The 262-nt window shown below is 52.3% G+C and carries 1 tRNA gene; it reads right to left on the reverse strand.

Annotated elements, in window-relative coordinates:
- Positions 1 to 80: 80 nt before the first annotated feature.
- Positions 81 to 154 (reverse strand) — tRNA-Met (locus ACUYLD_RS25715).
- Between the last annotated feature and the right edge of the window lie 108 nt (positions 155 to 262).

Raw genomic sequence — 262 nt, forward strand, 5'->3', positions numbered from 1 at the left:
GATTCGAACCCTCGCACCACTTTCGCAGTCTAACCCCTTAGCAGAGGGTCCCCTTATAGCCACTTGGGTATCTCTCCGAGTAGCGGCAGAGGGGATCGAACCCCCGACCTCACGGGTATGAACCGTACGCTCTAGCCAGCTGAGCTACGCCGCCACCTTATATATAAAATTCAGAAATATTCAAAACATGGCTCCCCGAACAGGACTCGAACCTGTGACAACTCGATTAACAGTCGAGTGCTCTACCAACTGAGCTATCAGG

Source organism: Paenibacillus sp. SER-28 (assembly GCF_052906305.1).